This is a genomic window from Acinetobacter entericus, from assembly GCF_026168575.1.
GTDB classification, from domain to species: domain Bacteria; phylum Pseudomonadota; class Gammaproteobacteria; order Pseudomonadales; family Moraxellaceae; genus Acinetobacter; species Acinetobacter bouvetii.
The window spans coordinates 113,210-136,676 of record NZ_JAPEQW010000008.1; the positions used below are offsets into that span (position 1 = coordinate 113,210).

Sequence of the window (23,467 nt, forward strand, 5' to 3'; positions counted from 1 at the left end):
TTTTTAAAAATTAATAAAAATTTTCCAACACTGTAAAATAAGTTTCATTATTTTTTCACTGAGGGCTCATGCTGAGAGAAGGTTTGCAGCAGGGAGAGGAACACAATGCTACAGGACGATAGAATTTCATCCATCGACTGCTTGAACCCGCTCATCACCCAGCGGATGGCGATTTGTGTGACATAGCCATTCAGCCCGGTCGCCACCAGCGAAATTTCCCGCTCTGAGCGTCCAATATTCGGCATCATCAGCATGACAAAGGCATGAATCATGCGGTCAAAGCGTGACATGGTTTCGTGAATGGTGGCTTGATTATGCAGTTCCTGCACCAGCATGGCATCAATGTAAATGATGCGGGCCATTTGCGGATTGTCTTTTAATGTGGTCAGCAGGGCTGTGAGGCCGGCTTCAATCATTTTTTTCGGATCTGAAGAGGCTTGCATAATCGCCTGCATGACATTCTGCTGCAGCTCATCAATCAGCTTTAAGAATATGGTTTGAAAGAGATTTTCGCTTTTTTTAAAGGATTCATAAAAATAGCGTTCGGTCAGCTTGGCTTCATTGCAAATGTCTTTGACCGTCACCGAAAAAAAGCCGTGCGTGCCATAGGCTTCAATGCCGGCTTCAATCAGTTTTTCGCGGCGCAGCTGCTTGCGCTCTGTCAGTGACAGGCCTTTGAATTGGCGTTCCTTGCTGTTTTTGGCGGGCTGCTTTTCTTCTGCCGCTGGCTGCTCTGTCATCATCATCATTTTAAGTTGAAACGGATCATTGTCATATCTTATCAATAAATCAGCCGAACACCTATGCCCATCCGCCTTATCCGCAAGTGCAATAGAGCGTCCCAAGATGATATTGACAATATGTATTGTCAAACCTATATTGAAGCAATGAGCTGAGACGAGGCTGCACAAATACAAGCAGCTGATGCCCCGTTGGGCAGAGTGCAAAAGCTTTAAGCTCAGAACCGTTTAAGCAAAGGAAACAGAATGAAAAATTTTAAAAATAAAGTCGCTGCCATTACGGGAGCAGGTTCAGGGATTGGCCAGCAACTGGCGGTACTGCTGGCAAAGCAGGGCTGCCATTTATCTTTAAGTGATGTGAATGAGCAGGGGCTGGCGCAAACGGCGGCGCTGCTGACAGACAGCAATGTGCGTGTCACCACCCAAAAAGTCAATGTCGCGAAGCTGGATGAGGTCCGCACCTGGGCGCAGGACACCGTGCAGAATCATGGTTCGGTCAATATGATCTTCAATAATGCTGGCGTGGCTTTGGGCTCTACGGTGGAAGGCGCCAGCTATGAAGAGCTGGAATGGATTGTCGATATCAATTTTTGGGGCGTGGTGTACGGCACCAAAGAGTTTTTGCCGCTGATCAAGAAATCGGGCGAAGGCCATATCATTAATATTTCCAGCCTTTTTGGCCTGACCGCGCAGCCGACGCAGTCGGCCTATAATGCCACTAAGTTTGCTGTGCGCGGCTTTACCGAGTCGCTGCGCCAAGAGCTGGATATGGAAAACAGCGGTGTCAGCGCGCTGTGTGTGCATCCGGGCGGCATCCGCACCAATATTGCCAATGCGGCAAAAATGAATGACAGCCTGCGCAGTCTAGGCATGAATCCGGAAAAGTCGGCGCAAACCTTCAATAAGCTGCTGCGCTGCCCGCCTGAAGAAGCCGCCCGCCAGATTTTAGAGGCTGTGCAGAAAGACAAGCGCCGCCTGCTGATTGGCAATGATGCTAAAGCGCTGGATTTAATCCAGCGCATCCTGCCGGCGGGCTATCAGAAAATTACCGCCATGGCGACCAAGCTGGGCCAAGGCAAATAAAGACAATGCAGAAGAAAAGCCCGCAGGTTGCGGGCTTTTTTACGGGGGGTAAAGCATTTTTTAATTTTTATATAGCAGAAATGTAGTATAGAAATGTCAATTTATTGACAGATTTGCCTCAGCCAATTCGGCATGATGATTTCACAGGCCCAGTGTCCTATAACAATTTTAAAGAGGAAATTTTCATGTCACAGCAATATCAGCATATTCAAGTTCGCCCGATCGGCGGCCGCATTGGTGCAGAAATTCAAGGCGTTCAGCTGTCTGCAGATTTAACGGACGAAGTGGTGCAAGAGATCAATCAGGCTTTGCTGAAGCACAAAGCGATCTTTTTTAAAGGCCAGCAGCATTTAGATGATGTGGCGCAAGAGGCATTTGCCACCCGCTTAGGCACGCCGCTGAATCATCCGACTGTACCTGTTAAAGATGGTTCTGCGCATATTTTAGAAATTGACTCACGCGGAGCGCGTGCAGATGCATGGCATACTGATATTAGCTTTATTGATGCCTATCCTAAAGCCTCAATTTTACGCAGCGTGGTGGCGCCAGAAGTGGGCGGCAATACAGTTTGGGCCAATACCGCAGCGGCTTATGCAGATCTGCCTGAGCAGCTGCAAGCTTTAGCGGACAGCCTGCGCACGGTGCACAGCAACAATTATGACTATGCGGCCAAGGCCAGCATTCCGCCAGAAGTCTTGGCGAAATATAAAAACTACTTTAACTCTACAGAATATGAAACAGAGCATCCGCTGGTGCGCGTACACCCGGAAACAGGCGAGAAATCCCTGCTGTTAGGCAGTTTCTTCAAAAACTTTGTCGGATACAGTCAGGCAGAATCGCGCAGTTTGTATGCGCTGTTCCAGGCATATGTCGAAAAGCTGGAAAATATTGTCAGCTGGCGCTGGGATGCGGGTGATGTTGCCATTTGGGATAACCGCGCGACACAGCATCGGGCGATTAATGACTACGGCGACCAGCACCGCGTTGTGCGCCGTGTCACGCTGGAAGGTGATATTCCTGTTGGCGCAGATGGGCTGCCAAGCAAAGTATTGCGTAAGGAGGTGAAAGAAGACCCTGCAAATTTCCGCTATAACAGCGAGCAGGGCATATATGAAAAAGCTTCATAAGAAATGCTGTTTTATTTGCAAACTTTGCATATAAAACGCTAAAGTTTGAAGAATAAATGATTCGTCAGTGCCGATTAATCCATCTAGTATATTTTTCTCTCATCAAAAGATTAAAATAATAGGATGGATTAATCATGGCAGCGCATGCAGATGTATCTATATTTTATAAACGTGAAGTTTATGAGGTTTTAAAGAAGGTTTTTAAAAACATATCGGATTATAAGATTCAATCTATTTTAGAAAATTCTAATATTAAAAAATATCAAAAAAATGATTTAATTTTAAGTCAAGAAAATAGCAGTGATGCACTGTATATTTTGCTCGATGGGATTATCCAAATTGGATATTTAAGCCCGTCGGGCCGTTTTCACGCCTTTAGTTATTATTCAGAAAAGCACTTGATTAATTTGCTGCCTTGCCTGAACTCGCAAGCGATTGACTATGATTATTATGCTTTTAATCAAGTGCGCATTTTGCAGATTCCCAAAGCTGTTTTTGTTGAAGAAATCAGTCATAGTAATGCTTTGAAGCAGGATGTGCTGGATATCTTAAGCCTGCGCATGCACTATTTAATTCAGCAGGTGAAGTTCTTGCAAGTGGCCAATTTACATCAAAAAGTTTGCAAAATACTGCTGGATTTGTCGATGCAGTATGGCAAAGCGCATGCGCTTGGGACGGAAATCCGCTTAAAAATTTCACAGCATGATTTAGCTGATCTGCTGTCATCTTCACGGCAAACGATTAATAAGGAAATTAAAATCCTTGCACAGCAGGATGTGGTTTTTTGGCAGTATGAAAATATTATCATAAAGAATAAAGATTATTTATCAAAACAGGTTTTATTAATTTAGTTTTATTTTAATAAAACCGATATAAAAATCGTTTTATATTATTTTTTAATTTTTTATAAATGCGTCATGATTAATTTCAAGCAAATAACAGGAATTAAAAATGACAATTCAATCTATTAATGTACGCAATCAATTAAAAGGCACGATTCAGGAAATCGTGAAAGGCGGCGTTGTTTCAGAAGTCGATGTGGTTACGGCCTCCGGCGTGTTTACCTCAGTCATTACCACCCGTTCTGTGATCGAACTGGATTTGCAGATCGGCAGTCAGGTGATTGTGCTGATTAAGTCCACCGATGTGTCACTTGCGAAGCTTTAGGTGGCGGTTCAGAATGAAACGAATTTATTTAAAACAAGGGGCAGCAGCGCTGACGCTGTTGAGTGCAAGTATTGCTTTAAGCCATGCAGATACTGATGTTGTGCAGCTGCAGCAGCAGGTTGTGCAGCTGGAACAGTCATTAAAACAATTGAAAACTGAGCTGAGTCGCATTCAAGGTGCAGACCAGGCTAAAGCGGACGGCGCAGAAGAAGCTGATGAAAATTTAACCGCAGATGCGGGCGCTGAAACTGGATCAGAAAGCAGTCTTGATGCTGAAGATGATCAAAGCTTTGTGACCCGTGCAGAGCTGCAGGGCCTGCAAAGCGATTTGGAAAATTATAAATATCAGGTGCAGCGTGAACGCGATACGAAAACTGCGCTGTCTACACGCCAGCTGCTGATTAATGGCGTGGTTCAGACCAAAGCATCTTATATCGATGAGCCGCAAGTCACACAGCCGCAGGGTGCAAATACAGGCAATGCGGTGAACAGCCGCCGCTCTTCCTTTGATTTAGGCGCGGTGCAGATAGGCTTTTCCGGCAACTTATTTAAAGATTATGAGCAGGGCAAAAACCTCGACTTTAACCTGCGCTTTGGCACGTCACCGCAGTCTGGCACCAATAACAGCTATTTGAACTTGCTGGATGCGCAGCTGATTTATAACGTGCTGCCGACCTTAAGCCCAGATACAGGCCGTTTATCGGTCACTTTGGGGCAGCAGCTGCTGCCCTTTGGCCAAGAGGTGCAGGCGACTGAAGATTTGAAGCCAACCATCAACAATGCCTTGTTCAGTTTGCCGGGTTATGGCTACGGCTTGGCTTTGCGTGAGGTGGGGCTGATTGTGCGCGGCGATGCGCTGCCGACGGTCGATTATGGCTACAACTACCGTTCTCCAATGATCAGCTATGCCTTTGGGATTGTGAATGGCAATGGCGCCAATAAGTCCGATGACAATGATGACAAAAACTTTGTCGGACGCCTGCGCTACACCTTGCCCGCCGAATACAACTCGTGGCTGCGTGAACTGAGCTTTGGCGTGTCGTGGTATCAGGGCCGGAGCAATTTATTTGAAACCAGCGGCGCCAGCGCATCCTTTGCCGGCAAAGGCGATGTGCTGCGCAAAGGCTTTGATATTTATTACAACCATCATCCTTTTGGCGCGACGTATGAATATGTACAGGGCGAAGACGATACCTATAGCAGCCAAAGCGCTTCTGTTTATAAACGCGAAAGCGAGTCACATACGGGCACGCTGTTTTGGAACTTTGGTGAGCAGTTTGTCAAGGGCTTCCGCAATCAAGGGCGTTATGACGACTGGTGGCCAAAGTCCTATCAGGCCTTTTACCGCTTTGACAGCATCAACCGCGACACCAATGCGGACAATCAGCTGATTGACATACACAGCCTTGGGCTCAATGCATTTTTTGCAGAAACCACCAAATTTCAAATCAATGTGAATCATGTGAATAACGAACTAATCAACAAGAGCTACAACGAGCTGGTCGCCCAGTTCCAGTACGGTTTTTAAACCTTATTTAAATTATTAGAGGAATTCCGCATGTCTTCATGGACCAAAATTTTATTCAGCAGCGTGATCGCTGTTTCTACACTCGTACCGGCGGTGCAGGCCTTTGCTGCTGAGGCTAAGCCTGCGGTCATCCGTTTTGCTTCGCCATTGGTGGGCACCGGCAACCGTCCTGTCGGTTACGGCAGCTACTATGCAACGGTGCAGACCCAAGGCCTCATTGAAAAAGAATTCCAAAAAGACGGCATTAAAATCCAGTGGAACAACTTCAAAGGTGCAGGCCCTGCAATTAATGAATCTTATGCCAATGGCTTGATTGATATTACTTGGCTTGGTGATTTGCCAGCCCTGATTGGTAAAGCCAGCCGTTTAGATACCAAACTGATTGCCGTAGCTGGGACGCATGACAATACCTATTTAATTGTGCCGCCGGGATCAACCGCCAAATCATGGGCAGATTTAAAAGGCAAAAGAATTGGCTTTTTCCGCGGTACCAGTGTGCATTTAGCATTAAATCAAATTATAAAAAAATATGGTTTTACGGAAAAGGACTTTAGATTTGTCAACGTCGATGGCCCTGTCGGCTACGCGGCTTTGGCCAGCGGCGATCTGGATGCATTATTCAGCAATCAGTCGGTATTTCCTGTGATTGACCGCGGTGTGGCGAAGCTGATTTACAGCTCTAAAAAAGAGCCTGCGCAGCTTCAGAGCTCAGGTTATGTTTTAGTGAACTCAAAGTTCGAGCAGAAATATCCTGAAACTGTACAGCGTGTGGTCAACGTGCTGGTGAAAGAAGCCGCTTGGGAGAGCAATCCAAGCAACAAACCGGCTTTATTTAAAACTTGGGCTAAATCAGGCTTGCCGTATAGCGCATTTGTCCGCGCCAATGACGGTGTGAATTTAAAAAGCCACAGCGCGCCAGTCTTCAATAGCGCCAGTATTTCCTTGATTAAGCAGAAACTCAAAGCAGGTCAGGACTTAAAGCTGATCCGCGGTAATTTTGATGTCGATCAGTGGATTGAGCCGAAATATCTCAATAACGCGCTGAAGAGTCAAAACTTACAGAATTTCTGGACACCTTGAGTGCTGGATCAATAAGCCTTGGTTTCTGAAAGGAGAGATCTGATGCTGCAAGAATTAGAGCTGGATAGCGCAAAACCGATTGCGAAGCCTGAACCGCTGCTGGCGCTGAAACGCCTGCTGCAGCCTGTGCTTCAGAGTAAAGCCGTATTGTGGAGTGTAGGCCTGATTTTCCCTTTGCTGCTGCTGTACACATGGCAAATCGCGGTGGAGCGCAATTGGGTCAATACCTTATTGCTGCCGCCGCCAGAGCTGGTCTGGATAGCGCTGAAAGACCTGTACAGCAGCGGTGAGCTGTGGAGCAATCTCAGTATCAGCCTGAGCCGCATTGGTTACGGATTCAGTGCCGGCATTGTGCTGGCATTGGCTCTGGGCCTTGCCATGGGGCTGTCCCGTACAGCCGAAGCCTATATTTGGCCGACGTTTAAAGTGATTAACTTAGTGCCTGTAGTGGGCTGGATTCCGTTATTAATTCTTTTAGTCGGTATCGATGAAGCGCTGAAAATTATTCTTATTGCCAAAGCCGCTTTAGTCCCGATGACCATCAATGTTTTTAAGGGCGTGCGCAATATCTCACCGCAGCTGATTGAGGTTGCAGATGTCTATCAGCTGGGCACGTGGTCCAAGTTTAAAAATCTGGTGCTGCCGGGCGCTTTCCTCAGCTTTATTGGCGGCCTGCGCTTATCGCTGGCCAGCGCATGGGGCGCCTTAGTTGCGGTCGAGCTGCTGGCGTCCAGCGAGGGCATTGGCTATATCATGGTCTATGGGCGGCAAATTTTCCAGCTGGATGTGGTATTGGCAACCGTTGTGGTGATTGGACTGGTCGGCTTTGCTTTTGATGTTTTCATCCGCCTGCTGCAAAAACAATTCCGCGGCTGGGATCAGGCCAATTAACCGGAGCAAGAAGAATGAAAAATATTGATTATCGCGGTTGGATCATCCCGCTGGTGCTGTTCATTGCATGGTCGGCTGCGGCCGCTTGGAAATGGGTTGATCCAGCTTTGCTGCCAGCACCCAAAGAGGTGGGCAAGGTGCTGCTGGAGTCGGCGCAGTCCGGTGAGCTGTATGAAAATGTCATCGCCAGTTTGCTGCGCAATACGGCAGGCTTTATTGCAGGCGGCGTGATTGGCGCTGGTTTTGGCTTGCTGCTCGGGCTGAATGTCTGGCTGGACCGATTTTTTTCGCCAACTTTAAATGCCATCAAGCATGTCGCAGTTTTTGCATGGATTCCGCTGATGATTATGTGGTTTGGCCATGGCGAAGTTTCCAAAGTGATTTTTATCAGTCTGGTGGTGTTCTACCCGGTGTTTTTTAACACTTATGACGGCGTCAGAAATGTGCCTGTGAAAGTTAAAGAAGTGGCGCAAATTTTCCAGCTCAATCCTCTGCAGACCTTTTTTAAAGTGATCTTGCCGGCTGCTGCGCCCAGTATTTTTGCGGGCCTGAATATCGCTTTGGTTTTTTCATGGGTGGCGACCGTGGGCGCAGAGTATTTCTTTGTTTCAGCTGTGGGCGTGGTCAACCCGATTATGGACGGCCAGAACTTATTTAAAATGGAAGTGGTGCTGTACGGCATGCTGATCATTGGCGCAGTCGGCCTAGTCTTTTCTAAAGCCGCGCAATTTTTTGAACAATACAATTTACGCTGGCGTCAGGCTGCGCAGAAATAACAAGAAGCGAGAACATTATGAATCAAGCAGTACAGCATCAGCCGCATGTGCAAATCCGGCAGCTGGATAAATACTTTCCCAAAGACGGACAGGACTTAAAGGTTTTAGAACAGATTCAGCTGAATATTCAGCATGGTGAGTTCATCAGCATTGTCGGCAACAGCGGCTGCGGCAAATCTACGCTGCTGCGCCTCTTGGTCGGGCTGGATGCATCTTTTGATGGTCAAATTTTAATTGACGGTCAGCCCGTAAAAGGCACCAGTTTAGAACGCGGCATTGTGTTTCAGGATCACCGCCTGTTTCCATGGCTGAATGTCGAACAAAACGTGGCTTTGGCCTTAGAAAAAAGCGCCTTAAGCAAGGCGGAAAAGCAGGCGCTGATTGATTATCACCTTGAGCTGGTGCAGTTAAGCGCATTTAAAAAGGCTTATCCGAGCCAGCTGTCAGGCGGCATGAGCCAGCGCGTTGCGATTGCGCGCAGCTTGGTCAACCGTCCGCAAATTTTATTGCTGGATGAACCTTTTGGCGCGTTGGATGCGTTGACCCGCGCAAATTTGCAGCAAGAGCTGCAGCGGATTTGGCAGTCTGAAAAAATCACCACCATTTTAGTGACGCATGATGTAGAAGAAGCAGTGTTGCTGGGTGACCGTGTGGTGGTGATGCAGCCGCATCCGGGGCGTATTAAGCGTATTGTGCCTGTAGAGCTTGAACGTCCGCGCAAGCGTGAGGACTACCGTATTGCCGCGATTAAAAATGACATTTTGCTGGATTTCCAAGAACAGCCTGAATTGGCGCTGCCGCATGAGCTGGAGCAGTTTAAGCTGGCGTGGTAAGCGCCTGATCTAGGTTAAACGTGAAGCATAAAAAAGCCCCAGATGGGGCTTTTTTATGGCTTGCTGCTTATGAGGCGTGTTCCGTATAGCGGCGCGCTAAAACATATTGGTTTTCAGGGCGCTTCAGGCCTAAATTGTCACGTAAAGTTGTTCCTTCATAGGCCGTGCGGAATAGGCCTCGGCGCTGCAGCTCAGGCACGACTAAATCGACAAAATCATCTAAGCTGGCGGGCGTGGTCGGCGGTAAAATATTAAAGCCGTCCGCAGCATCATTTTCAAACCACTCCTGCAGCTGATCTGCGATTTGCGCAGGGGTGCCAATCAGTGTCCAGTGGCCGCGCGCGCTGGCAATCCATTGGTACAGCTGGCGGATGCTGAAGTTGTTTTTACGGGCAATGTCTAAAATTAGCTGCTGGCGGCTGGCGCCATGACTGAGTTGGCCTATATGCGCCGGCAGCGGCTGATCCAGATCATATTGGCTGAGGTCTTCGGTAAATCCGCCTAAGGCATGCAGCAGCATCAGCCCGACGGAAGGGTGAATATAGCTGTTCAGCTCATCATATTTGGCGCGGGCTTCAGCCTCAGTCGCTGCCACAAAGATAGACACGCCGGGCATGATTTTGACATCATCGGCATGGCGGCCATATTTGCTTAAACGCTGTTTAACATCGCGGTAAAAGCTTTGCGCATCACTTAAATTCTGCTGTGCAGTAAAAATGACTTCGGCATATTTGGCAGCCAGTTCGCGGCCATCTTCAGACTGGCCTGCCTGTACAATCACAGGGTAGCCCTGCGGCGGCCGGGCGATATTCAACGCGCCGTCTACCGCAATATGCTTGCCCTTAAAGCGCGGCGCATGCACTTTGCTGCCGTCAAAAAATTGTCCTGCTGTTTTGTCATAGCTGAAAGCATCATCTTCCCAAGAGTCCCAGAGCTTTTGCGCTACGTTAATAAACTCATCCGCGCGTTCATAGCGCGCTTGCGGCAAAGGCGCCTGTTCTAGGCCATAATTTTTGGCAACTTCAGGCTGAGCCGTGGTGACTACATTCCATGCGGCGCGGCCTTGGGACAGGTGATCTAAGGAGGCGAACTTGCGAGCCAAACTATAAGGCTGCTCATAGGTGCTGGATGCCGTCGCAATAAAGCCAATATGCTGAGTCACTGCAGACAGCGCTGAAAAGAGGGTAATGGGTTCTAACCCCGTGTTATTGGCATTGAGGCCTAAATTAGGCGTGCGGTCCGGGTCGACACTGACAGGGATATCGGCAAGGAAATACGCATCAAATAAACCGCGCTCTGCCGTTTTGGCCAGTTCTACAAAATAAGCGAGGCTGTGGTTGTCCTGAGGCCGTGCTTGCGGGTGGCGCCAGCCTGCCAAATGCTGAGAAATGCCGGGTACAAAAGCGCCTAATTTAATTTTTCGTTTTGACATGGTAATAACCTATTTTTATCAGATGCGTTTTGGTTATAACAAGGAACAGATCTGTATAAAAATAGGATTAATTTCAAAGGTTATCAGTTTTCAAGCTGAGCGGCTAAATCAGCGCTTGGACGGTTTTTTTCTTCCAAACCAAGTGATAATACAGCCCTTGCATCAGGCACAGGCAGACAAAGGCCAGCGCATAGGCATGCCAAATGCCTTTGAGCCCCCACCGTTCACTGAATAAATAAGCGCAAGGCACTTCAATCAGCAAAATGGCTGCAATATTGATGATCATCGGCACAGTCACGGTTCCGCTGGCGCGCATGATGGAGGCAAAGATTGCACTGGCGCCAAAAAATACGATCGACCACAGCACAATGAACAGCAGCTCCTGACCCAGCACGACGACCCGCGGGTCGGTGATGAACAGCGCCATCAAATATTTAGAGAATAAATAGGCCAGAATAACCAATGTGCCGGTGAATAGAATATTCATGGTCAGCGCGGTGCGGTTGACTTTGTTCAGCAAATCGGACTTGCCGGCGCCAATTGCTTGCGCGGCAAAAATTGACGCTGCAATGGCAATGGATAATGCTGGAAACTGAATGTAGTTCAGCACCTGATTCACCGCGCCGTAGGCGGCGGTGGCATCTGCGCCGTAGCGGTTGACCAGTCCGACAATCACCAGTCCAGCCACAGAGGTGGTCACCATTTGAATGCCTGTGGGAATGCCCAGCCGCAGAATGATTTTACTCAGTTCCGGCTCATAGCGGATATGGCGGAGCAACGCTGCATCTGGGCGCAGCGGATGATTTTTTCTATTTAAATAAACATATAAAAAGATCAGAGCAATGCTGAAACCGACGGTTGTCGCAATGGCTGGCCCGACAATGCCCAGCTTAGGCAGGCCAAATTTTCCCGCAATCAGGACAGGGGTAATGATCAAGCCCGTGGCAATCGTCATGCAGGATGCTATCAGCGGGGTCGTGCTGTCGCCGACTCCGCGCAGAATCGAGGTGTAAATAATGTAGATGAACAGTAGCGGGCTGCCTGCCAGCATCCATTGCACATAAGGGATAGACAGATGCAGCACCTCTGCATTTGTGCCCAGCGCCAGCAGTATATATTTGGCAAAGAACACCCCAAGAAAAGCAATTACACTGCCGCCAATCAGTGTCATAAACAGTGTTGAACCCACCACGCTATGCACTTTTTCAATGTTTTTAGCGCCCCAAGCCTGCCCAACCAAAACGGTAGCGCCTGCTGAAAGGCCGATCACAAAGGCCATCAGGCAAAATAAGATCGGAAAAAAGACTGACACGGCCGCAATTGCATGAACCCCCAGCATTTGGCCGACAAATACAGTATTAACTGTCCCTGAAAGGTTTTGCAGAATATTGGTGGCGATCAGCGGCACAAGGAAAATCAGAAAGGATTTCCAAAGTTTCTGTTGACTGTTGAAAGGCTGATGCTCCGTCATATGCAATCCTAGGCAGTGTACTTATAATATTGATTGACTCATGCTGACATTAGCAGGAATGGCTTAAAAAAGCCTTAGTTCTACAGTAACTCAGGCTTGAAATTAATTAGCCAAAATGGCGATTCAGCGAATTTTTAGACCTGCGATAAAATGTCTCCTGCTTTTTGCAGCGTTTCATCTTTTTTCGCAAAGCAAAAGCGGATTAAGCGTAAATTTTCCGACGGCTGCTGATAAAAAACAGAGACCGGTATGGCCACGATGCCATGCTGTTCCGCCAGATGCTGGCACATTGCGCTGTCATCCAAATCGGGGCGGATGGCGCTGTAATCTAAATTTTGAAAATAGGTGCCGGGTGACGGTGTAAATTGAAAACGTGAATTTTTCAGTCCGGCATTAAATAAGTCACGCTTGGCCTGATAGAAACCAGCCAGTTCTGCAATATGTTCAGGGTGATGCATCATGAAATTGGCCAGCGCCATTTGCACCGGAGTCACACCGCAGAAATTGGTAAATTGATAGACTTGGCGGAACAGCGCCATCAAATGAGCTGGCGCAGCGCAGTAGCCGGTTTTCCAGCCGGTGACATGAAAGGTTTTGCCAAATGAGCCGATCACCAAGCTGCGTTCCCGCAGCTCTGGAAAAGACAGCGCAGAATAATGGCGCTGACCGTCATAAATCAGATGTTCATAAACTTCATCCGACAGCACGGCAATATTTGTATCCTGAATCAGCTCAATCAGCTGCTGCCAATCCTGTTTTGACCAAATGGCGCCCGTCGGGTTGTGCGGCGTGTTGACAATGATCATACGGGTTTTGGCATTGACGGCATCTTTCACCGATTGCCAATCCACATGGAAATTTGGAGCGGTGAGGCGGATATGCACAGGAATACCGCCGGCTAACTTTACACTGGGCGCATAGCTGTCATAGCTGGGATCAAAAATAATCACTTCATCGCCTGCATGCACAATGGCTTGAATGACGCTGAACAGGCCAATGGTTGCACCCGGGGTAATGGTGATTTCAGCCGCAGGATCGAGGTGCAATTGGTCGCGCTGCCAAAAAAGCTGTGCCAGCTGTTCTCGCAAACTCAATAGGCCATCGCCCGGCGCATATTGATTAAATCCATCTTGTGCCGCTTGCGCCAAGGCATCCAGCAGTGCGGGCGGCGCAGGAAAATCAGGAAAGCCTTGCGACATATTCAATGCATTTAAACGCTGCGCCATGGCGCTCATGCTGCTGAAAATGGTCACGCCTTGCGCAGGGAGTTTGGATTCAATCTGAAGCATCTTTTTAGCATGATTAAATTAAAGAGAATCAGCAGTGTAACAGCCCATTTTCTGTCCTGAAAGTTGAATGCGGCATAATTTTATGCATTTTTCAATGAGGGGGATGGGCAATGAAATTGAGCAGCTGCTGAAAAAAATGACTGGACTAAAAAAGCAACATTTTCTAGAATGCGCGCACAAATAAAATAAATTAATTAAAAAAAGAACATGATTAAAAATATTTATAGCTTAATTGAGAGTTTTGGCCTCAGTGTGCAGCAGCGCGCTTTGCATATCCATTTTTCAAATGAAATCCTGAATGCTCAAGTCTTTATTCAGCGTATTGAAGGTGAGCACCGCATTAATCAGGGGCTGTGCGCCGAGCTGATTTGTCTGTCCGCACATGCGCATATTCCGCTCAAGCAATTTATTGGCGGGCGTGCCGCCATTGATCAAGTGACCGATTTAGGCCAGCTGCAGCGCATCACCGGAGTGATTACGTGCGCCAGTCAGGGGCAAAGCGATGGCGCGCTGACGGTTTATAAGCTGGTCATTGAAGATGCCACCGCGCTTTGGCATAAACGCCGCAATAGCCGGGTGTTTATGAATAAAAGCGTGCGTGAGGTCACTGAAGTTTTATTCAGCGAATGGCAGCAGAAAAGCGCATTATTCGCATCCAGTTTAAGCTTGAATTTAGAAGGGCTCAGCCGAGATTATGCTGTACGGCCATTTGTCATGCAGGCCAATGAAAGTGACTATGGCTTTTTAACGCGTTTGTGGCGCAGTGAAGGCATCAATTGGCTGATTGATGAAGCTGAACTGACTGTTGCTGCATCCGCTGCACCCATGCAGGCGCAGCAGTTGCGCTTGATTGATCATAATCAGGCATTTAACGCTCTGAGCCGCCGCTCAATCCGGTTTCACCGTAGCCATGCAGCCGAGCGTCTGGATAGCATCACCAGTTTTATTGGCCAGCGCCAGCTGCAGGCGACAGCAGTTCAAACTCAGCGCTGGCAGGCGCAGTCTTTGGCTCAGGACCAGTCTCAGCCTTTGCTCAGCACACATGTGCACAGTGAGCAACAGGACAATGAAAGCCTCGGTCTGGAACAGGTCTGGTCACTCAGTCCTGCATGGACAGCGGATTTAAACGGTGAAGATCAAGCGACGCCTGCGGGCAGTGAGCAGCTGGAACGGTTCAATCAGCAGCTGAATCAGCATCAGATTTTGCAGTCGAAATTTTTTACGGCCCGCAGCAGTGTCCGCGATGCGCAAGCCGGTTATTGGTTCCAGCTGACTGATCATCCTGATATTGATCAGCATGAAGGCTCAGACTGTGAATTTCTGATTTTAGGCAAAGCATTTTATAACCAAAATAACCTGCCGAAAGACATTCTGATGCAGCTGGAGTCGCTGCTCAGCGCCAGCCGCTGGCCATCCTTGGGAGATGAGCGCCAAGCCAATGAACTGCATGTGATGCGCCGCAGCATTGCTGTGGTTCCAGAATATGATCCGCTGCTGCATCGCCCTTCCGCGCATCCGCAGCGGGCTAAAGTAGCTGGCCCAGAAGGGGAAAGCATTCATGTGGATGCCTGGGGGCGTATTAAAGTCCGTTTCAGCTTTACCCGCAATGAAGACCATGCTCATGATGGCGGCGCCGGCAGCAATGACAGTGATGCGGATTCTGCTTGGGTCGATGTGCTGACCCCGTGGGCGGGTGAGGGCTATGGCGCGCGTTTTCATCCGCGGATTGGTGAAATCGTGGTGATTGATTTCTTCGAAGGCGACGTTGACCGGCCCTTTGTGGTGGGGCGCATACATGAAGCGGAACGGCATCAGGCCATGTTTGATGCCAAAGGCCAGCTGCCTGAGACTAAAAAACTCAGCGGCATTCGTTCGCAGGAGGTGGATGGCGCTGGCTTTAACCAATTGCGTTTTGATGATACGGCAGGGCAGATCAGCACGCAGCTGCAAAGCAGCCATGGCGCCAGCCAGCTGAATTTAGGCAATCTCAGCCATCCGAAAGATAAAGAACAAAGCAATGGACGCGGTGAGGGATTTGAGCTAAGAACCGATGCTTTTGGTGCCGTGCGTGCAGGCAAAGGCATGCTGATTTCGACCTATGCGCAGGAAAATGCCATCGCCGATCATTTGGAGGCTGCTAAAGCGCAGGCCTTGCTGAGCCAAGGTCGGGAAAGCATGAAAATGCTCAGCAGTATTGCTGTGAAACAGCAAACTGATGCGCTGAATGTGATTGGCCGTTTGCCCAAATTAATTCAATCCCTTGAAATTAAAAGCACCTCGCAAGCCTTGATGACGACGGTCAGCCTCTTTAAAGATGAATTGTCGCAAGATCCGTTAAATGCTTTAAAAAATTGCAAAGGCTTTATTCGGGATATGGGTGCAATTACTAAAGATGTCAAAGGCACAGTGCAGCAGTTCCAAGCCTATTTTGAAGATGCTGAAGATGCTTTTGACAATTTAAAAGAAGTGATTCAAAACCTTGAAGATCATGGTTCTGAACAGCTGCTGGTGCGAATTGGCAATTTAAAAAGCCAGCTGAAGAATGATCCGCTGAAGGTTTTGAAAGAGGTAGGTAAAATTGTTGAAGAGATCAAAATCAAGCCTGATGAAATGATCATGGATGGCGGTTTCGGCAAGCCTGAAATATTCACACCTACTAAGGCTTTGGAACATGCTAAAGGCTTTATGGAAGGCTATGCCCAAAATTTGGAAAGTTCATCAGACCCGCAACAGCAGGAGCAAGGTAAATTATTTAGGCAGGCGCTTATGTTATTGGCGTCTCCAAACGGCATTGCATTGACTACACCAGAAGATATTGTGCTGCAGGCCTCTCAGGATATTGCTTCGAGTGCTCAGGGTTCTATGAATATTAGTGCGCAGAAGAATCTGGTGGCGCATGCACGGGACAAAATCAGCCTGTTTGCAGCGCAAAAGGGGCTAAGTGCTTATGCTGCTAAAGGCAAAGTGGAATTGCAGGCGCAGGATGATGCCATCGAAGCGATTGCCCGTAAGGTAATTAAGCTGATTTCAACGGAAGATAAGATTGAAATTACCAGTCCGAAAGAGATTGTGCTGACGGCGGGCGGTTCACAGCTGAAAATTAATGGGGATGGGATATTTACCATAACAGGTGGCAAGTTTGAAAGTAAGGCAGGGCAGCATTTGTTTACTCTAGGAGAGAGAGTAAACTTAAACAATCTTGAATTACCAAAATTGGATAAAAGTAAATACAGTATTAGGTTTGCTCCTTATGGTAGCGATATGAATTTCGATTTAATGGGATTAATTGATCAAAAATACAAAATAATTAATAAAAATAATGGAAAAGAATTATCTGCAGGAATCATTTCTGGATCAAAATTGCCGAGAATTTATGGTGATAGTGCTGATGAGGTTGAGTTAATTATTGGTGAAGAAAACTGGAAGATTGATGTTGATAAAATTACCTACAATGATAATTCAATTGGTGATAGTGAAGGTAGAATTAATTTATATCCAAAAATTAACGATTCTAAAGAAAGCAATGTTTTCATTGAATCTGAAATGATTGATCTAATAATAAATAATAAATAGGTTTTATATGTCAAAATTCATAAAAGCATCTCATGATAGGAATACATTGACGGTTCAATATGTAAATGATAGCGGCAATGTATTATTAAGAAGTGGTGGAACAATCGCATGGCGATTTAATAACCCTGGAAATATGAGGCCAAAATCTAATGGACTGTATCCAGGACAAATTGGAGTTGGTGATACTAAGAGTGGGAAATTCGCAATTTTTGACAGTTATATAGCTGGAAGAAATGAAAAAAAAGCATTGCTAAGAAGAAAATATAATGAATTCTCTTTAAAAGAAGCAATATATATTTATGCTCCTCCAAACGAAAATAATACGGAAGCATATATAGATTTCCTTGTAAAAAAAACATCTATTCAGCGGAGTACGAAGCTTTCGAGCTTAAATGATTCAGCACTTGATAAGTTAATGGATGCAATGCAAGAGAAAGAAGGGTTTAATGGAAACTTAAATACTAGGAAAGAAAATTGGGTTTATACAACTGCTGTGAGTGTTTCAGATGGTTCTAAGCCATTAAGTGATCAAAAAATAACAGCAACAATAAATGGTCAAAAAAAAGAGTTAAATACAAATAGCAATGGGAGTTTACCACTGCTTCCGCATTTTAAATCCGGAGAAGTAATTATCTTTTCATCTATGATAGATGGGGTGGAAAAAGTTATTGGTGAAGTTATAACTTCATTAGAGTCGCAAACAGTTCATTTAATTAATAATACAATAAAATATTCAGCTAAACTAATGCCACAAAATGGAATATTAAAGGCAGCTAATAAAAAAATCGAATATAAAGTTGTTAGTGGTGATAATCTGAGTAAAATTGCAAAAAGATTTCGTGTTACAGCACATCAAATTCAAGAATGGAATTACTTGGAAAACTCAAATCATATTTTTTCAGGTCAAATACTAACTATTGGTGGATATGCAAGTAATAAATTTTTAGTTGATTTAAGCTCAAAATTTAAAGTATATAAAATTAAATCTAATGACTCAGTATTTAAAATATGTAAATTATTTAAAATTTCTGAAAAGGAATTCTTAAAGCTTAATCCTCAAATTAAAGATAAAAGCCAAATAAAAGTGGGCGACAATGTAAAAGTTCCTAATAAGGATATATCTAGTGTTTCTCAGTTTGGTGATAACTCTAAGGAGTCTTCAAGTAATTCACTAGTAACATCAATAATGAATCAAGCTGAAAATTTATTCACTAATACAAATGGTCAGGTTGAGAGTACAAGAAGTAAAGAAGGCACGGGCGAAGGTCTGGCTATTATTCCCTTAAATAATAAAGAAGCTCCATGGATGGCAATAGTATTGCGAGAGTTAAAGCAATGGTGTGGTAAACAGGAAGGGGTTATAACTAAAACAGATAATTATCATAAATTAGTTGGTTGGGGCGGGATTAAGACCCTTGTGGGAACAGATCAGGCATGGTGTGCATCTTTTGCTAATTACTGTCTTCAAGAGGCTAAATATACTAAGTCAAAAGATACAGTAAGTGCTTTAAGCTTCAGACGGGATACTCAAAATTTTGTAAAAATTGACAAACCTATTTTTGGTGCTTTAGCAACTATACCTACCTTTGAAGGTGCTTCACCAGAGGCTACTAGTGGTACTGGACATGTTGCTTTTGTATATAGTTTAGATAAAACAGATGGTAGATTTCTTATGATAGGGGGTAATCAAGATGATCAGATTACTATTGTTGATAGAAAAATTTCATCGTTTCGATTCTATGTGCCAAAAGTCTATCATGAATATGCAAAGACACAAAAATTGGAGAAAAAAATATCTGTAGATGAAGTATATAAGCAACTAGGATTAAAAGCTGTTAAGAGCGGAGGCGGAACAAGATAAGTATGAATTTTATTATTTATAAAATCAGAATTTTAGTTATTGGTCTTGTAATATTTGTTTTGGCTTGCTCAGCGGAATCCAATGGTACAAATGATGATAAACATCTGATACAAAGCAAAAAAGATAGTACTTATAAAGATATTAAAGTTAGTCTTTATATGACAGATGCTGAGGATAGCGGACAGGTTAGTGTAGATAAGAAAAATGCAAAATATTTTAGAAAAATTTTAAAAAATGAATCAGATAAACGCTATTTAGTTCAAGATTTTTATATGTCTGGGCATAAACTATCAAGCCCGTATTGGCTTGTTAATGGTCAAAAAGATTATGTGTTTAATGAAAGTAAGCATAATGGTTATTATCCTAGAGAAGGTGAGCGTACTTTATGGTATGAATCAGGTAGTAAAATGGCTGTTACTAATTATGAAAATAATGTTGAAAATGGTTTATGGGAGTCATGGTATGGAAATGGTGTTTTGAAAGACCAAATGACATACAAAAATGGTGAGTTGGATGGATTCGTCAAAAATTGGAACAGTGATGGAATATTAGTAGGGGAATGTTTCTATGTTTTAGGAGAAGAAAATGGTCGCTGTTATGAAAAATATACAATTAATCCTGATGTTTTTATTTATGATGGACAATACAAAAATGGTCAAAAAATTGGTTTGTGGAATGAGTGGGATTCAGAGGGGAATTTAACTAATTCTGAGAGATTTAATTGAGAAGTATCTTATGAAAAAATTAATTTTGTTCATTATATTATTGTTTTGTTTTCAAACTAATGCGGCATCAAAATATGAATTTTATGGAAAAATTAAATTAACTAGCACCATCGATGAAGATAATAAAAAACATACATATGATATTATTAGTTTAAGTAAGCCTGAGAATGTTTATATTTATAGTGGAGATGAGAGTTTTCATAATGTAAATAAAATACAATTAAATTACATGGGAAAGAAATTAAAAATAAAATATGACAAGCCTGCTACTGTATATTGTAAAAATGTTTATTCAGCTGATTCCATGTATCATTTTACTGATGTCATATGTATTGTTGGTAAAATTAAATATAAATAAGCCGACTCTCGTCGGCTTCATTTATTTAACCTTCCAGCACTTTTTCCAACAGCTCTTCACTCGGTGCAAAATAATATGCGCCATCCATTGGTGTGACAAAATGAAGTAAACGGTCATGAATACCATCACCGCTGGTACCAAACATACGCAATAACATGCTGTCGATAATGCTTAAATCGTTGGTGTAAGCAACGAAAAATAAGCCTTGATCGCCGCGGCCATCTCCATAAGGCAAAGAATGACGCAGAATGGCCAGCTCTTCACCTTCACCATCTTCAACCACAGTACGTGATACATGAGAGTTTTCAGGCTGTTCAGCCTCACTCAGTTCAATCGATTCCAGCTTGGTGCGGCCAATCACATGCTCTTGCGCATCCACTTTCAGCTTTTTCCATTTTTCTAAATTGTGGCAGTAACGCTGTGCAAAAATAAAAGACCCATCAGCAAATTCGCCTGCATCTTCTCCTAGCAATGCAGTTTCAGCACGGTCATCTGGAAATTGCGGGTTTTCAGTGCCATCAATAAAGCCAGTGAGGTCGCGGCTATCAAAATTGCGGAAGCAAACGCGCTCATCTAAAACGTCTACTTTATCTTGAATGCCATCAAAAAAAGCTTGGCTTAAAGCAAAGCAGATATCGGTACGCTGTGCGGCGATATGAATCAAAACATCTGCCGGAACCACAGGCATTTGGAAAGATCCCTCAATCGGCGCCAGCTGTTTAAAGCCTGCAGGCGCTTCAGCATGCAATTTTGCCCAAAGCTCGGGGCCAAAAGCGACAGCTGTTTTAATCTGGGAGTGCGGATGCTGTGTAATTAAGCGGTCACGGGTATCAAATAAATCCCCAAGTTTTTCTTTCAGTTCTTCAAGGGTTAACTCTTTTAGGCGAAGAACAATAAAACGCGCATGATCTGATGGCAAAGGTAAAATTACAGATTGGGCGGTCATTCATGGCTCCTAAATTTTGATATTTTCTGCGTAGCTTTCTGTATTGTGCCCTAATGGCTGTACAGTGGGTAGCCTAGAAGCATATTTAAATCCGCATAGCTTTAATCCGCCTAAAAAACAGTAAATGTCATATAATTGCGCTTCTATTTGTAAAACTACCTTTGATATGTCCTTCCAAATTTGGCTGGCCTATATGCTGGCCTGCTGGGTCATCAGTATTTCTCCAGGCGCAGGCGCGATTGCTTCTATGTCGAGCGGCCTCAATTACGGCTTTAAGCATGGCTATTGGAATGCGTTTGGACTGCAACTGGCGCTATTGGTGCAAATTGGCGTTGTGGCGGCAGGGGCTGGGGTGTTGTTTGCAACGACACCTTGGGCATTTCAAATTGTGAAATGGTTTGGGGTTTTATATTTGCTGTATTTGGCTTTTTTGCAGTGGACAGCGCCCGTGCAATCCATCGAAATTCAGCAGAATCTGCCGGATAAATCACGCGGAAAATTGGTGCTGTATGGCTTTCTGGTGAATATGAGCAATCCCAAGGCCATTGTGTTTTTATTGGCCGTCTTGCCGCAATTTTTAGACTTGTCCAAACCGCAGTGGATTCAATATGTGATCATGGCTGTGACGATGATCAGTATCGATTTAATTGTCATGGCCGGCTATACAGGGCTGGCAGCAAAAGTGCTGCGGCTTTTAAAATCACCCAAACAGCAAAAGTATATGAATCGGACTTTTGCAGTGCTGTTTGCCTGCGCAGCCAGCTTGCTGAGCTTGGTGCACCAGTGATTTATACGCATAAGCGTTAATAATGATGTGTTGTTATCTTATTGGCTGATCTGATATGTTTGAGATATAGTTAATAAAATAAGTAGAAAAAACAATGTCTACAGCGCTATGGATTTTGATTTATATCTTAGATTGCATCGTGACAAAATGGATTATATCGTGGGGCGGTGCATCGTATATTCAGGGCTGGAAAACATGGTCTTTCTTTAGCTCCTCTCAATCTGAAGAGTGGACGAAAGACCAACTCATTATGATGGCATGGTTCTTTTGGATCGCATTTTCAATTGGGCTGTTTAATCCAGAGTTTCGGTTCTATAAATTAAAAAATAGCCTTTAAAACAGTCCATTCATTATTTTGGATAACTTTCTGTTTGCTCTAAGAGCATATAAATCAAATCCAGTTCAGGGCAGTCATAGCCCATGGCGGTAAGTGCCGCTGTAATTTGTCCGCGGTGATGGGTGCCGTGATTAAATACATGCAGCAGCGTACCGGCAAAGGGGACAGAAATGTCTTGGCCTTTAGAGGTCTGGTAATGAAAGAGTCCGCTGAGCAGCGCAGGATCAAGATCATGCAGATAATTCTGCCAATGAAAGGACTTCTCCAGCAGCGTTTGAGTCAGCACATAACGGTCCTGTTCAATAATGCTGTTCAAGGCTATTTTCGGTGAATGGCCTTGGCTGAAGCGTGGAAACCATAAGGCATGTTCACCCAGCAGCAAATGATTCAGTGTGCCGAAAATACTCTGAAAAAATAAGCCGCTGTCTCTGTAAAAGTCTTCATCCGAAACTTGATCTAAAATCAGGTTCAAACGCTGCGTGGCCCAGCTGTTATAGCGGGCCATCAATTGAAAGCTGTGCAGTTCCATAATCTGATTTTTTCATAATGCTGATATTCAACATATATCAGAGGATACAGAAAAAGAACATCATAAAAAAAACTGCCCGCAGGCAGTTCAGTGTTTGTATAGCATGGTTTTAGATTGCAATATTGGACTGCTTAAGCCATTTTTTTGATTTTCTGCACGGCAAAAATCACGGCAAATAAAATCGACATGGTCAGCACAATGCTCAGGCCTGTCGATACATTCAGTCCAGCGCTGGACCATAGGCCTACGCTAATGCCAATTTGTGCAAATACAAAAGACCAGAGCACCATCTGTTTAGGTGAATTTGCCATAAGGCGCGCAGTTAATGCAGGAATCACCAGCAAAGCGCCCATTAATAATGAACCGACCGCGCGCAGCGCCAGAACCGTAAACAAGGCCAGCAGCAGCATGAAAATCAGGCGCTGCCATTTGGCATTGATGCCTTCGCTGACAGCAATATCAGGATCAATCGCAATCTGAATCTGCGCCTGCCAATATTTATACAGTATGGCCAGCGCGCCTATAATCACCAGGCTAAAGACAGGCAAATCTGACCATGAAATCGTCAGCAGGTCGCCAAATAAATAACTGAGCAGTTCAGGGCGAAGCTCAGGCAAGTGCTGAATCAGCAGCAGGCCGGAGCAGAGCAGTGTGGCGGAACACAGCGCCAGCAGCGCATCATTCGGCAGCCGCGGGTCATGCAGAATCCATAAAATGCCCACCAGCATGATAGCAAGCAAGGTCACGCCGACCCAGAGGGGGAGGGCTAAAGCGCCGGCAATCGCCACCCCCAGTAAGGTGCCATGCGCCATAGTGTCGGCAAAAAAAGACATGCGGCGCCACAGCATTAAACAGCCGAGCGGGGCCGTGAGGAACACCAATAAGGTGCCCATGATCCATGCAGGCAGCAGCAGTTGTAACCATTCCATCATGG

22 protein-coding genes are annotated in these 23,467 nt (G+C 45.2%); 15 read left to right on the plus strand and 7 right to left on the minus strand.

Annotated features, from left to right (window positions below; translation table 11 throughout):
• Nucleotides 1-47: 47 nt before the first annotated feature.
• Complete coding sequence (locus OKC24_RS08325; RefSeq protein WP_026253477.1) at nucleotides 48-740, minus strand: TetR/AcrR family transcriptional regulator; 693 nt, start codon at nucleotides 738-740, stop codon at nucleotides 48-50.
• A gap of 246 nt (nucleotides 741-986) precedes the next feature.
• Here OKC24_RS08325 and OKC24_RS08330 point away from each other — a divergent pair, with 246 nt between their 5' ends.
• The 9 genes from OKC24_RS08330 (at nucleotide 987) to OKC24_RS08370 (ending at nucleotide 9,225) form a co-directional block, all read left to right on the plus strand.
• On the plus strand, nucleotides 987-1,823 hold the full coding sequence (locus OKC24_RS08330; protein WP_130145493.1) for an SDR family NAD(P)-dependent oxidoreductase: 837 nt from the start codon (nucleotides 987-989) through the stop codon (nucleotides 1,821-1,823).
• A 185-nt stretch (nucleotides 1,824-2,008) separates the two neighbouring features.
• Nucleotides 2,009-2,950, plus strand: a complete 942-nt coding sequence (locus OKC24_RS08335; protein WP_228257577.1) for a TauD/TfdA dioxygenase family protein — start codon at nucleotides 2,009-2,011, stop codon at nucleotides 2,948-2,950.
• A 134-nt stretch (nucleotides 2,951-3,084) separates the two neighbouring features.
• Nucleotides 3,085-3,801: a Crp/Fnr family transcriptional regulator gene (locus tag OKC24_RS08340; protein WP_130145495.1), complete on the plus strand. Its 717-nt coding sequence runs from the start codon at nucleotides 3,085-3,087 to the stop codon at nucleotides 3,799-3,801.
• A gap of 100 nt (nucleotides 3,802-3,901) precedes the next feature.
• On the plus strand, nucleotides 3,902-4,117 hold the full coding sequence (locus tag OKC24_RS08345) for a TOBE domain-containing protein (RefSeq protein ID WP_130145497.1): 216 nt from the start codon (nucleotides 3,902-3,904) through the stop codon (nucleotides 4,115-4,117).
• 13 nt (nucleotides 4,118-4,130) lie between these two features.
• Entirely contained in the window at nucleotides 4,131-5,645 is a 1,515-nt protein-coding gene (locus tag OKC24_RS08350) for a putative porin (protein ID WP_130145499.1), read from the plus strand.
• 30 nt (nucleotides 5,646-5,675) lie between these two features.
• A complete protein-coding gene (locus OKC24_RS08355) occupies nucleotides 5,676-6,725 on the plus strand; it encodes an ABC transporter substrate-binding protein (RefSeq protein ID WP_130145501.1) in 1,050 nt (349 codons plus the stop codon).
• A gap of 42 nt (nucleotides 6,726-6,767) precedes the next feature.
• The gene (locus OKC24_RS08360; RefSeq protein WP_130145503.1) at nucleotides 6,768-7,616 is read left to right on the plus strand and encodes an ABC transporter permease; all 849 of its coding nucleotides are present in this window, start codon (nucleotides 6,768-6,770) and stop codon (nucleotides 7,614-7,616) included.
• Between the two features lie 14 nt (nucleotides 7,617-7,630).
• Entirely contained in the window at nucleotides 7,631-8,392 is a 762-nt protein-coding gene (locus OKC24_RS08365; RefSeq protein ID WP_131276586.1) for an ABC transporter permease, read from the plus strand.
• A gap of 17 nt (nucleotides 8,393-8,409) precedes the next feature.
• A complete protein-coding gene (locus tag OKC24_RS08370) occupies nucleotides 8,410-9,225 on the plus strand; it encodes an ABC transporter ATP-binding protein (protein ID WP_005012128.1) in 816 nt (271 codons plus the stop codon).
• A gap of 67 nt (nucleotides 9,226-9,292) precedes the next feature.
• On the opposite strand, the gene OKC24_RS08375 is transcribed toward OKC24_RS08370, so the two are convergent.
• From OKC24_RS08375 to OKC24_RS08385, 3 genes are all read right to left on the minus strand, one after another.
• Entirely contained in the window at nucleotides 9,293-10,657 is a 1,365-nt protein-coding gene (locus OKC24_RS08375; RefSeq protein ID WP_130145507.1) for an LLM class flavin-dependent oxidoreductase, read from the minus strand.
• Between the two features lie 103 nt (nucleotides 10,658-10,760).
• Nucleotides 10,761-12,128, minus strand: a complete 1,368-nt coding sequence (locus OKC24_RS08380; RefSeq protein ID WP_131276583.1) for an MATE family efflux transporter — start codon at nucleotides 12,126-12,128, stop codon at nucleotides 10,761-10,763.
• 134 nt (nucleotides 12,129-12,262) lie between these two features.
• The gene (locus OKC24_RS08385) at nucleotides 12,263-13,417 is read right to left on the minus strand and encodes a methionine aminotransferase (protein ID WP_130145511.1); all 1,155 of its coding nucleotides are present in this window, start codon (nucleotides 13,415-13,417) and stop codon (nucleotides 12,263-12,265) included.
• 207 nt (nucleotides 13,418-13,624) lie between these two features.
• Here OKC24_RS08385 and OKC24_RS08390 point away from each other — a divergent pair, with 207 nt between their 5' ends.
• The 4 genes from OKC24_RS08390 to OKC24_RS08405 are packed head-to-tail and all read left to right on the plus strand — an operon-like array spanning nucleotide 13,625 to nucleotide 19,934.
• Nucleotides 13,625-16,990: a type VI secretion system Vgr family protein gene (locus tag OKC24_RS08390; RefSeq protein WP_130145513.1), complete on the plus strand. Its 3,366-nt coding sequence runs from the start codon at nucleotides 13,625-13,627 to the stop codon at nucleotides 16,988-16,990.
• Between the two features lie 7 nt (nucleotides 16,991-16,997).
• A complete protein-coding gene (locus OKC24_RS08395; protein ID WP_265464966.1) occupies nucleotides 16,998-18,851 on the plus strand; it encodes a LysM peptidoglycan-binding domain-containing protein in 1,854 nt (617 codons plus the stop codon).
• A 2-nt stretch (nucleotides 18,852-18,853) separates the two neighbouring features.
• Entirely contained in the window at nucleotides 18,854-19,576 is a 723-nt protein-coding gene (locus tag OKC24_RS08400) for a toxin-antitoxin system YwqK family antitoxin (RefSeq protein ID WP_131276579.1), read from the plus strand.
• A 10-nt stretch (nucleotides 19,577-19,586) separates the two neighbouring features.
• Entirely contained in the window at nucleotides 19,587-19,934 is a 348-nt protein-coding gene (locus tag OKC24_RS08405) for a hypothetical protein (protein WP_130145519.1), read from the plus strand.
• A 25-nt stretch (nucleotides 19,935-19,959) separates the two neighbouring features.
• Here OKC24_RS08405 and OKC24_RS08410 read toward each other — a convergent pair whose 3' ends face one another.
• Nucleotides 19,960-20,880, minus strand: a complete 921-nt coding sequence (locus tag OKC24_RS08410; protein ID WP_265464967.1) for a Dyp-type peroxidase — start codon at nucleotides 20,878-20,880, stop codon at nucleotides 19,960-19,962.
• Between the two features lie 166 nt (nucleotides 20,881-21,046).
• On the opposite strand from OKC24_RS08410, the gene OKC24_RS08415 reads away from it, so the two are divergent.
• Together OKC24_RS08415 and OKC24_RS08420 are read left to right on the plus strand one after the other, a co-directional pair.
• The gene (locus tag OKC24_RS08415; protein ID WP_130145523.1) at nucleotides 21,047-21,667 is read left to right on the plus strand and encodes a LysE family transporter; all 621 of its coding nucleotides are present in this window, start codon (nucleotides 21,047-21,049) and stop codon (nucleotides 21,665-21,667) included.
• Between the two features lie 94 nt (nucleotides 21,668-21,761).
• Nucleotides 21,762-22,004 carry a hypothetical protein gene (locus tag OKC24_RS08420; RefSeq protein WP_130145525.1) on the plus strand — a complete coding sequence of 81 codons (243 nt, stop codon included), beginning with the start codon at nucleotides 21,762-21,764 and terminating at the stop codon, nucleotides 22,002-22,004.
• Between the two features lie 13 nt (nucleotides 22,005-22,017).
• On the opposite strand, the gene OKC24_RS08425 is transcribed toward OKC24_RS08420, so the two are convergent.
• Both OKC24_RS08425 and znuB read right to left on the minus strand, forming a co-directional pair.
• Nucleotides 22,018-22,533, minus strand: a complete 516-nt coding sequence (locus tag OKC24_RS08425; RefSeq protein WP_130145527.1) for a DinB family protein — start codon at nucleotides 22,531-22,533, stop codon at nucleotides 22,018-22,020.
• A gap of 131 nt (nucleotides 22,534-22,664) precedes the next feature.
• Complete coding sequence (gene znuB / locus OKC24_RS08430) at nucleotides 22,665-23,465, minus strand: zinc ABC transporter permease subunit ZnuB (protein WP_130145529.1); 801 nt, start codon at nucleotides 23,463-23,465, stop codon at nucleotides 22,665-22,667.
• Nucleotides 23,466-23,467: the final 2 nt, after the last annotated feature.